This is a genomic window from Megasphaera intestinihominis, assembly GCF_040096415.1.
GTDB classification, from domain to species: domain Bacteria; phylum Bacillota; class Negativicutes; order Veillonellales; family Megasphaeraceae; genus Megasphaera; species Megasphaera intestinihominis.
The window spans coordinates 1-11,441 of sequence record NZ_JBBMEU010000067.1 but is presented as its reverse complement, the minus strand read 5'-3'; the positions used below and the strand labels follow the sequence as shown (position 1 = coordinate 11,441).

The following is an 11,441-nucleotide window of genomic DNA, read 5'->3' as shown; positions in this document are numbered from 1 at the left end:
AAAGGTGGCGTCACGGCCATTGAACTGGCTTTCACGACGCCGCGGGCTCATGAAGTCATCGAAGCCCTTTCCAAGAAGTATGCCGATAATCCTGACGTCCTCATCGGCGCCGGTACGGTCCTCGATGCCATTACGGCCCGCATCGCCATCCTCGACGGCGCTCGGTTCATCGTATCGCCGGCCCTGGATGTAGAAACGATTAAGCTCTGTAACCGCTACCGCGTGGCCGTCATGCCGGGGACGACGACCCTCAACGGCGTCATTACAGCCCTGGAATACGGTGCTGACGTCATCAAGATTTTCCCTGGGGAAATCCTGGGCATGAAAGCCATTAAGGCCATCCATGGTCCCCTGCCGCAGGCTCCGCTCATGCCGACAGGCGGCGTCAATGTCGAAAACGCCGGTGACTGGATCAAAGCCGGCTGCGTCGCCGTCGGTGCCGGCGGTGCCCTCACTGGCGGCGGCAAGACGGCCGATGAAATCACGGCTACGGCCAAGAAATTCATCGCCGCCGTCCAGGCTGCCCGGAAGTAAAAATTTGATGTAATGTATTTGATGAAAGGCTCTCCTCATAGGAGAGCTGGCCGCCGAAGGCGGTCTGAGAGGTTGCTTTAAAAACGGGACTGGCGCATGAATGCCTATGTCATCATGCGCCAGTCTTTTTTCTTTAAGTTTGTACCTCTCGATGAATTTACGCGTTCACATAATTCGTTTAAATGGTGTGATGACATAAAAGAAAAACTCGATAATTAAGCCGCTCACAGTCGTGTAAATCAAAATAAATTAATTTACTGATGCTGGAAACAGTACTTTTTTTCTTCTGGAAATATATAATTTGTGCCCGTTTTGTGATAAGATGAAATTGAGAAAAGCAGGTATTGATGAAGTGTCGCCGCACACTCGTGACTTTAGTCATGAGTTAGGCGACATATAACATATGTCATTTTAAAATCGCAAATAAAACCTTGAAATCATTGAGCTTTCCAACTGCATATGTTATTATATATGCAGGAGGTGAGAATATGACAATAGAAACCCATCATGGTCGAGGATATGTCTATTGTTTACACTACCATATCGTTTGGTGTGTGAAGTACAGACATAAGGTACTGACACCAGAAATTGTCGGAGACCTTGTTCAGATACTAGAAAAAATAGCCAATGACAATGACTTCGAAATTTTGGAACTCAACACAGACACAGACCATGTACATATTCTCATAGACTGTTCCCCGCAGCACTTCATCCCAGACATAATGAAAGCTATTAAAGGCGTGTCTGCTCGACTGCTTATGAAAAAGTACGGTGATACGCTCAGAAAGAAGCTCTGGGGAGGGCATTTGTGGAACCCGTCTTATTTTATAACGACTGTTTCTGAGAACACAGAAGCACAAGTTAGGGAATACATCAAATCTCAAGGAAAAAAGGATTAAGAAATGAGGGCTTGGCGATGAAGATAATGACTACTTACAAAACCAAAATCAGAGATTCGCATAGTGCATTAGCTAACACCGTGGGAATCTATCGTCAAGCTGTAGACTTTCTTATTGGTGTGGCTTTAGAAGAATGGAATGCCCTCAAAGAAATCGAACGCTCTCTCGAAAAACAGAGGGCGATTGAGTGCGTAATTCATCATACTAAATCTAATCCTTGCCCAAAATACGATTTCGATTCCAGATTTGGCAAATTCCCAAGTTATCTTCGCCGTGCGGCTATCACCGAGGCTGTCGGCAAGGTGTCCTCCTACAAAAGCAACTATGCTAACTGGGAAGAAAATCCGCAAGGTAAAGAACCTGGGATTCCAGTTGCAGGGTATATCTACCCCGCTATGTATCGAGACAACTGCTTTGTTCGTATTGGCACATATACAGCAAGACTAAAAGTCTGGATTCGAAATACTTGGGATTGGCTGGATGTGCAGCTTCGTAAATCTGACGTTGACTATATCCAACGTCATTGTGCAACCCGCAAGGAGTGCGTACCGACTCTTCGTAGACGGGGGAAGAACTGGTATTTGGATTTTACCTTCGAGGAAAATGTCAAACTCGAAGACAAACCCATTGACCGTCAAATTATCATCGGAGTAGACCTTGGCATTAACAATGCTTGTACTTGTTCCGCTATGTTATCAGATGGCACTGTCATCGGCAGGAAGATTCTTTCCCTGCCGAGAGAAAAAGACTCTCTGGGGCATAAGCTGAACAAAATCAAGAAGGCACATCAGCATGGTGCGAGGAAAATGCCGAGGTTATGGGCAAAGGCAAAAGGCGTAAACCTTGACATTGCCCATAAGACGGCTCAGTTCATCGCTGATGTAGCTATGCTCTATTCCGCTGACGTAATTGTATTTGAACATCTCGACACTCAGGGTAAGAAGCGAGGCTCAAAGAAGCAGAAACTCCATCATTGGCGGGCACAAGCTGTGCAGCGTATCGTTGCCGACAAAACCCACCGTGATGGAGTTCGCGTCCGTCGTGTTTGTGCATGGAACACATCAAAACTCGCTTTCGACGGTTCTGGTGAGGTCGAGCGAGACGAACACAATTATTCGATGTGTACTTTCAAAACTGGCAAAAGGTATCATTGTGACCTGTCTGCCAGTTATAACATTGGTGCTCGGTATTTTATTCGAGAAATCCTAAAATCCTTGCCTGCGAAGGCAAGGTTGGGCATTGAGGCAAAAGTTCCTCAATGTACCAAGAGAACCACCTGCACCTTGTCTATGTTACTTAGTCTGAATGCGGAGCTTGTGGCGTAATGCCATCAAGTTATCTGAGTTCAGTGCCTTATCGTAGAAAGACAGTCCGCTGTCCTAAAGACAGCATGACACGAACTTAATCGTGTCGTTGGAAGCATCCGACTTTAGTCGGGTGAGGGTTCACTTTCAGAATGATGGAGTTGTTATGGAAAATTTGGAATTATTTGAAAAAGCGCCGAATGAAACGGTGCGGGAATACGCCTATCGCGTGTTGTATGAAAACATTATGTCTTTGAAGCTGCCGCCAGGTACGGCCATGTCTGAACAGGAACTGTCGGGAATCTTGCATGTCAGCCGGACACCGGTGCGGGAAGCCTTCATCCGCCTGTCGCAAAAGGGGCTGCTCGAAATTTTACCGCAGCGCGGGACCTTCGTATCTAAGATTCACACGGAACAGCTGGCAGAGTTCCGCTTTTTCCGGGTCACCTTGGAACGGGCTATCGTAGAATTGGCTTGCCAGGATTTTCCGGATCCGTGGCGGACGAAATTAGAATTCTGTATTTTCGAGCAGGGCAAATTCATCATCTCAAAAGATGCAGAAAAATTTTTCAAGAGTGATAATACCCTGCACTCTCTACTTTATGAAGGCTGTGGGAAACCGCATATCTGGCAGATTGTCCAAGAATCGAACCTGGATTATGCCCGGGCCCGCGTCCTCAACGTCAGCGATGCCGCAGAGCAGATGCATCTTCTCTACGAACAGCATAAAAGCATAGTCGGCGCTATCTTTGCCGGTAATACAGAACTGGCAAAACGCATCATGACCGAACACATTGACAAGGTCATGGGGGATGTAGAAGTGCTGAAAAAAGAATATCCAGAGTATTTCCGGTAAAGGTAAAGATAGTTTGTAGTTCAGAGTTTGTAGTTTGCAGAAGATGACTTTAAATTTTTTACCATTTGTTGCAAACTAAAAACTACAAACTTAAAACTCGAAAAGAGGCTGTCGCACATGCGACAGCCTCTTTTTTCACCTCCTGAAACTTTCCCGTTCTACGAGGTCGGCGCTGAATTCGGTGCGGACTGGGACGGAATCAGCTTCTTTTCCGGTCAGCTCGGTGACGATGTGGACGGCGGCATTGCACAGGCTGGTCAGTTTATTGTCCAGGCTGGTAATGGTCGGCGTGGCACATTGGGCCAGGATGGAGTTATTGCAGCCGATGACGGGGATGTTTTTTCCATGGCGTAAGGCGGCACGCTGGGCAGCGACGGCGAAGATGTCTTCTGATGTGACGATGGCGTCAAAGGGAATAGCCGCTTTGGCCAAGCGGTCAATGAGCGCTTCTGTATCTTCCAGGGTCCGGGGAATTTGCTGGATGAGTTCTGGCTTTTCCGTTAATCTCCATTCCCGGATTCCCTGGCGGAAACCGTCGAGCTTATGGCGGCCGCTGTAGGTGAGGGAATCGTAAATGTAGAGGATATCCTGACAGTTCTTGGCAGCCAAGGCGGCGACGACCATTTTCATGCCTTCCTTTTCATTGCAGACGACGCTGTACATATTAGGCTGATGGTAATCGCTGTTGATGGTGATGACCGGGATTTGCCGAGCTGTTTCACAGAGCTGGCGGACATCGGATTCAGAGGAAAAAGGTGTGCCGATGGTGATGATGGCGTCGACGTGTTTATCGGCCATGGCAGAAATATATTTGCCGTTATGGCCTGTATCGCTGCCTGTATTGGAGAGCATGACGTCGAAATGGTGCTTCCGCAGGCCATCTTCCAGCAGGGATACGGCATGGGCATAGAATATATCGGCCACATCCGTACAGATGACGCCGACGATTTTCATGGAATCGAGGCCTAAGCCCCGGGCAAAGGGATTGGGTTTATAGCCCATTTCTTTCATAACTTGAAGGACTTTCGCCCGTGTCTTTTCACTGACCCGTGTGCTGCCGTTGAGGACGCGGGAGACGGTGGCAATCGATACATTGCATTTCTGGGCGATGTCGTAAATGGTGATGTTCATGGCAATCGTTCCTCTTTGTGTAAAAAATCTGAATTGCTTACATTATAGCATACTTTTTTGGGGGAAAAGACGAGTTTTCAGAAATTTGAAATGTAAGCGCTTAACCATACAGAATAGGAAAACGGGAAAATCTAGTCACAAAAGGAATAATAAAACGAGATTTCATTTCATATTTATGAGTTAAAAGCATGGAAAATGATTAATTTTTCAAAATCAATACGGAAAAATCATATTGCGTTGACACTTAGGTAATGACATGGTATTCTTTCGGTGAAGATAAATGTAAGAGCTTACAATTAAAATTACAACATGACCGATAAAATTAGCGGCCTTATATTGGGAGGAGACGGACATAATGAAACAATTCATGGACAAAGACTTTTTATTGGATACGGCTACGGCCAAGCATTTATTCCACGATTATGCAGAACATATGCCGATCATTGATTACCACTGCCATATTTCTCCGCAGGAAATCGCAGAAGATCACCATTTCCGCAGCATTACCGAAGTATGGCTCGGTGGTGACCACTATAAATGGCGCCTCATTCGTTCCAATGGGACACCGGAAGAAAAGGTTACCGGGACAGAATCGACAGATTTGGAAAAATTCGTCGAATATGCGAAAGCTCTTTCACGAGCTATTGGCAATCCGCTGTATCATTGGAGTCATTTGGAACTGCAGCGCTATTTTGGCATTACCGAACCGCTGACGGAAAAGAATGCCGAAGACATCTTTAATCGCTGCAATGCCAAGTTGCAGGAAAAAGGCATGGGCGTCCAGGGCTTGATCGAACAGTCAAATGTTAAAGTCATCTGCACGACTGATGACCCGGCCGATGATTTGAAATGGCATCAGAAGCTGAAAGAAGAAAAGACATGCAGTGCCAAGGTATATCCGGCTATGCGTCCGGACAAGCTGATGAACGTCGACAAAGCCGGTTATGCCGATTACATGGCCAGCCTCGGTCAGGCTGCCGGCGTTGAAATCAAGACTTTTGCCGATATCCGCAAAGCCATGAACAAGCGCATCGCCTTCTTTGAAGAAATGGGCTGCCGCGCTACAGACCATGCACTGGAATATGTTTTCTGCCGCGAAGCCGATGAAGCGACTGTCGATGCTATCATTGCCAAAGCCTTGAAAGGCGAAAGCATCAGTAAAGAAGAAACGGAAGCCTATAAGACGGCTGTCCTCACCTACCTGGCTGGTGAATATTACAAACGCGGCTGGGTCATGCAGCTCCACTTCGCTACCCTGCGCGATCTCAATTCGGAAATGTACCGAAAGTTAGGACCGGATACGGGCTTTGACAGTGTTGCCGAAGGGAATTGCTGCAAAGGCCTCATCGCCTTCCTGGATCATCTCAATGAACGTCATATTCTGCCGAAGATGATTCTCTATTCCGGGACGCCGAATGATAACGCCATGATCGGCACCATTATCGGCGCTTTCCAGGGTCCTGAAGCCCGCGGCAAGATTCAGCAGGGCGCTGCCTGGTGGTTCAATGATACGAAACAGGGCATGATCGACCAGATGACGAGTATTGCTAACTTGTCCGTCTTTGGCAACATCCTGGGGATGCTGACCGACTCCCGGTCCTTCTTATCCTATGCCCGTCATGAATATTATCGCCGAATCCTCTGCAACTGGATCGGCAATCTCGTCGAAAACGGCGAATATCCGAACGATGAAGACGCACTCCGTCAGCTCGTTGAAGATATCTGCTATAACAACGTAGCCAACTACTTCCAGTTCCAAATGTAAACGGAGGGTAAACGATGAAAAACGTCAGTGAACTTTATACAAAAGCCAAACATCCCGTCCGTATCTTACAGTTCGGAGAAGGCAATTTCCTGCGGGCCTTCGTCGATTACGCCGTCGATGTAGCTAATGAAGAAAATGGTTTTGATGGCAGCGTCGCTGTCATCATGCCCCGGTCGGGCAAGACGGACCGCTTTGCTAAACAGGATGATGTTTACACGGTCTGCCTGCGCGGCCAGCAGGATGGCAAAGTCTATAAAGAAAACCGGGTCATTACTTCCGTCCAGACCGTGCTCAGCGCCCGCGATGAATATGATGCGTTCATGGCCCTGGCTCATGAAGATTCGCTGGAATTCGTCGTATCGAATACGACGGAAGCCGGTATCACCTTTGATGAAAAGGATGCTTTTACAGATTGCCCGCCGTCGACTTTCCCGGCAAAATTGACCAAGTTCCTCTATGAACGCTATACCTTTTATAAAGGCGCTGCCGATAAAGGCCTGACCATGCTGCCGACGGAATTGAATGACAACAACGGTAAACTCCTTCGGGACTGCGTAAACCAATATGTATCCCTGTGGAAACTGGAAGCGTCTTTCCATTCCTGGCTCGACCAGCACTGCCAGTTCACGGATACCTTGGTCGACCGCATCGTCGTCGGCTATCCGGCTGATTCCATCGCGGCTCTGCAGGACGAACTGGGCTATGAAGACAGCCTGCTCGACCAGGCCGAACCTTTCTCCTTATGGGTTATCGGCGACCCGGCGCTGGCTTCGCGGCTGCCGTTAAACTCAAGTAAATTCCATGTTGAATTCACGGACCATATCCAGGCCTTTAAAGAACAAAAAGTGCGCATCCTCAACGGGGCTCATACGTCTATGGTCCTCGGTGCTTATCTGGCCGGTCTCGATTATGTCGGCCAGTGCATGGAAGACCCAGTCATCCGCAAGTCCCTGGACCAGACCGTCTTCGATGAAATCGTTCCGACCGTCCATTTGCCGGAAGAAAAGGCCGTTGCCTTTGCCAAGGCTGTTTATGAACGCTTTGAAAATCCTTTTGTCAAACACGCATTGCTCTCGATTTCCCTGAATTCCATTTCCAAGTGGAAAGCCCGCATCCTGCCGACCTTTAAAGACAGTCTGGCAGCGACGGGGAAACTTCCGAAATGGCTGACCTATTCCTTTGCCGCTTTCCTGGCTTTCTATCGGACGACCCAGGCTGGTGAACATTGTCTCATTGGCTCGCGGCCGGGCAATACTTATGAAATCCACGATGATGAAGATAAACTGGCCTTTGTCAAAGAACAGGCCGGCAAAACGACGGCTGATTACGTCAGGGCCATCATGGCACGCAGTGATTGGTGGGGCGAAGACCTGTCGGCTATCGACGGCTTTGCCGATGCCGTTACGGCTCATCTGGACCGCATGGCTGAAATCGGTGTCAAAGCCCACATTGCCGAATTGACGAAGGAGTAAACGATGAACGTATTCCAAATACACCCTCATGATAATGTCGCCGTAGCTGTCGACGCCGTTGCCAAAGGCAGCGTCGTCACGGCTGGCGGCAAGACTTTTACGGTCTGCCAGGACATCCCGGCAGGGCATAAAGTGGCCCTGCAGCCGATTGCCAAAGGCGAAGACGTCATCAAATACGGCTTTCCCATCGGGACGGCTAAAACGGATATCCCCGTCGGTGCCTGGGTCCATACGCAGAATGTCCAAAGTAAACTCGGTGATTTACTTCACTATACCTATGAACCGGAAAAAGCCGATCGTTCTCCCTGGAAAAGTGAAAAAAAATACGAATTTCAGGGCTATAAACGGAGCGATGGCAGTGCCGGCATCCGCAATGAAGTCTGGATCATCCCGACCGTCGGCTGTGTCAACAATATTGCCAGAGCCATTGAAACGGCGTCCCAGGCTTATAAAACGGAGAACATCGACGGTATCTATGCCTATAGCCATCCCCACGGCTGCTCGCAGTTAGGCGATGACCAGGTCCATACACAAAAGATACTAAGTGGGCTGATTCACAATCCCAACGCCGGTGCCGTCCTGGTCCTGAGCCTGGGCTGTGAAAACAATCAGGTCAGCCTGATGAAAGAAGTCATCGGCGACTATGATCCGGACCGCGTCAAATTCCTGGTCTGCCAGGATGTGGAAGATGAAATTGAAGCCGGCACGGCCATCGTCAAAGACCTCTGCCATTACGCGGCTCAGTTCCATCGCCAGCCCTGTGATGCATCGCTGTTGACGATTGGCTTGAAATGCGGCGGCTCCGATGGTTTTTCGGGCATTACGGCCAATCCCCTGGTCGGGGAGATTTCCAACCGCCTCATCGCAGCCGGCGGTACGTCGATTCTGACGGAAGTGCCGGAAATGTTCGGCGCTGAAACGCTGCTCATGAACCGGGCTCGCAATCGGGAAGTCTTCGACAAGACCGTCGACCTCATCAACCATTTCAAAGAGTATTTTATGAGTTATGGCGAAAAGATCAATGAAAATCCATCGCCAGGCAACAAGGCCGGCGGCATCACGACGCTGGAAGATAAGTCCCTGGGCTGTGTCCAGAAGGGCGGCCGGGCTCTCGTCGAAGATGTCCTGGCCTATGGAGACAGGGCGACGAAAAAAGGCCTAAACTTGTTGCAGGCTCCAGGCAATGATTTAGTGGCCTCCAATGCGCTGGCCGCTGCCGGAGCCCATATGGTACTGTTTACAACGGGCCGGGGTACGCCTTTTGCCTGCCCCGTACCGACGATTAAGATTTCCAGCAATAGTCACCTGGCCGGTTTCAAACGGAACTGGATCGATTTCAATGCCGGGACCATTGCCGAAGGGGAATCGCGGGAAGCCGCAGCAGACCGCCTTTTCCAGTATATTCTTGACGTAGCGTCAGGTCGTGTCCATGCGAAATCGGAAGCCTTGGACAAGCACGAACTGGCTATATTCAAAAACGGAGTTACTTTATAAGGAGGGAGTGCTATGAGCACACAAGCAGGGACGTTGCCGAACAAGACGGAGACCGTTACGCCGGCAGCTTCTAAGGAAGGCCATGTTAAATTATCGTGGCGTGAAAAAATCTGTTACGGTTTTGGTGACTTTGGGAACGGTTTCATGTTCGACTTAGGCCAGGCCTATTTGACGAAATACTGGATCGACGTCTGCACCATTCCGGCCGCTGCTGTTGCAGGTATCTTCGCCTTTACGAAAATTTTCGATGCTTTCATGGATCCTATCGCCGGTTCCGTCATCGACGGCCGTAAGAATATCGGTCCGCGCGGCAAGTTCCGCCCGGTTATGATGGCTTCGGCTGTTATCCTGGCTATTTTGACAGTCATTACCTTTACCATGCCGGACTTGTCGCCGACCGGTAAGATTCTCTTTGCTTATGGTGCCTATATGGCCTGGGGCCTTGTTTACTCGTTTACTAACATCCCTTATTCTTCCCTGGCCAGTGTCATGACCCGCGATGTCGAAGAACGAAGTCAGATGGCGACGACCCGACAGGCCGGTTCTATCGGGGCCCAGCTCATTACCGGCATGGCCTTCGTACCGGTCGTCCTCATGTTCGCTTCGCCCCATGAAGGCTTCTTTGCTGCGTCTATCGTCATGTCTATCATCGGCGTCATCGGCTTTGCCATCTGCTATTTCAACTGCCATGAACACGTTCCGGTCAAGCGCAATACCCAGAATGAACAGAAAGCAAAATTCTCGGATTATATTAAACTCGTGTTTACTAACAAACCGCTTTTATGCATTATTTTGATGACTTTGTTTACCATCTCGGCTATGAATACGAATAACCAGATGATGATTTTCTTCTGCCAGTATAACTTAGGCCATATGGGCTTGCAGCCGATTGTAAACGGCATCATGATGGGCTGCTCCGTCGTAGGTATCCTGCTCATCCCGAAACTGGTCAAGATGTTCGGCAAGAAAAAGACGGCCATCGGCGGCTTGCTCATCGGCTGTGCAGCTGACCTCTTGAACTTCGTCATCCCGACTAATATTTATACCTTTATCGTATTGGTCACCATCGGCTACGTAGCCCTGGCTATTCCGAACGGCGTTACCTGGGCTTTCGTTTCCGACGTCATCGACTACAGCGAATGGCACAACGGCATTCGCAAAGAAGGGATTACCTATGCGGCTTTCAACTTCTCCCGTAAAATCGCCCAGGCCCTGGCTGCTGTCGTAAGTTCGGGCATCCTGGTACTGACAGGTTACGTCGCCAATGCCGTTCAGAGTGAAATGACATTGATGGGGATTAAAGCAGCTATGACCTTGTATCCGGGCGTTGCCCTCGGCATTGCCGCTATCATCCTCTACTTCTTCTATGGCTTGACAGACGACAAATTCAAGAAGATTGCCGATGATCTGAACCATGGTAAATGGGAACACGGCACGATTGAATAAGGAGGCTTTGTCATGAAAGATAAGAACTGCGGTTACTGCGTAAAAGGCGAACTGCTTGCTAAATTCGGCATTTACATCTGCGACTTATCGGTCAGTATGCTGGTCCTGTTCAAAGAACAGAGTCATCCCGGCCGCTGTATCGTCGCCTATAAAGACCATGTCAGTGAAATGACGGACTTGAGCGACGAAGAACGCAATGCCTTTTTTGCCGACGTTGCCAAGGCGGCGAAAGCCATCCATCAGGCATTCCATCCGGATAAGGTAAACTATGGTTCCTATGCCGATACGGGGCATCATCTCCACGTTCACTTAGTGCCGAAATACAAAGATGATTTTGAATGGAACAGTACCTTTGCCATGAATCCGGACCGCGTCTATTTGACGGATGCCGCCTATGAAGACATGATTGACAAAATAAAGGCACAATTGGAGGAAAACCATGAGTAAAGTGCTTACTATCGGTGAAGCCATGGGCTTGCTGATTGCTGAAGAAATGGGGCCGCTGGAAGAAGTGGAACATTTTTCCCGCCATGTCTGCGG

General features: G+C 49.1%; 10 protein-coding genes. 9 read left to right on the top strand and 1 reads right to left on the bottom strand.

What is annotated here, in order from left to right:
• The 4 genes from WMO23_RS09645 to WMO23_RS09630 form a co-directional block, all read left to right on the top strand.
• Positions 1-534, top strand: a 534-nt coding sequence (locus tag WMO23_RS09645; protein WP_349173904.1) for a beta/alpha barrel domain-containing protein, incomplete at its 5' end; no start/stop codon positions are given.
• A 488-nt stretch (positions 535-1,022) separates the two neighbouring features.
• Positions 1,023-1,433 carry an IS200/IS605 family transposase gene (gene tnpA / locus WMO23_RS09640; RefSeq protein ID WP_292298285.1) on the top strand — a complete coding sequence of 137 codons (411 nt, stop codon included), beginning with the start codon at positions 1,023-1,025 and terminating at the stop codon, positions 1,431-1,433.
• Positions 1,434-1,450: 17 nt separating this feature from the next.
• Entirely contained in the window at positions 1,451-2,758 is a 1,308-nt protein-coding gene (locus WMO23_RS09635) for an IS200/IS605 family accessory protein TnpB-related protein (protein ID WP_349173901.1), read from the top strand.
• A gap of 145 nt (positions 2,759-2,903) precedes the next feature.
• A complete protein-coding gene (locus WMO23_RS09630) occupies positions 2,904-3,593 on the top strand; it encodes a GntR family transcriptional regulator (protein ID WP_292298287.1) in 690 nt (229 codons plus the stop codon).
• A gap of 135 nt (positions 3,594-3,728) precedes the next feature.
• Here WMO23_RS09630 and WMO23_RS09625 read toward each other — a convergent pair whose 3' ends face one another.
• A complete protein-coding gene (locus WMO23_RS09625; protein ID WP_292298288.1) occupies positions 3,729-4,724 on the bottom strand; it encodes a LacI family DNA-binding transcriptional regulator in 996 nt (331 codons plus the stop codon).
• 355 nt (positions 4,725-5,079) lie between these two features.
• Between WMO23_RS09625 and uxaC the strand changes: the two genes are divergently transcribed.
• The 5 genes from uxaC to WMO23_RS09600 are packed head-to-tail and all read left to right on the top strand — an operon-like array spanning position 5,080 to position 11,348.
• Positions 5,080-6,489, top strand: a complete 1,410-nt coding sequence (uxaC, locus tag WMO23_RS09620; RefSeq protein ID WP_349173899.1) for a glucuronate isomerase — start codon at positions 5,080-5,082, stop codon at positions 6,487-6,489.
• Positions 6,490-6,503: 14 nt separating this feature from the next.
• Positions 6,504-7,961, top strand: coding sequence for a tagaturonate reductase (locus WMO23_RS09615; RefSeq protein WP_292106036.1), 1,458 nt, complete (start codon positions 6,504-6,506; stop codon positions 7,959-7,961).
• Positions 7,962-7,964: 3 nt separating this feature from the next.
• On the top strand, positions 7,965-9,455 hold the full coding sequence (locus WMO23_RS09610; protein ID WP_292106035.1) for a UxaA family hydrolase: 1,491 nt from the start codon (positions 7,965-7,967) through the stop codon (positions 9,453-9,455).
• Between the two features lie 12 nt (positions 9,456-9,467).
• A complete protein-coding gene (locus tag WMO23_RS09605; RefSeq protein ID WP_292106032.1) occupies positions 9,468-10,901 on the top strand; it encodes a glycoside-pentoside-hexuronide (GPH):cation symporter in 1,434 nt (477 codons plus the stop codon).
• A 12-nt stretch (positions 10,902-10,913) separates the two neighbouring features.
• Entirely contained in the window at positions 10,914-11,348 is a 435-nt protein-coding gene (locus WMO23_RS09600; protein ID WP_302754979.1) for an HIT family protein, read from the top strand.
• Positions 11,349-11,441 lie beyond the last annotated feature (93 nt).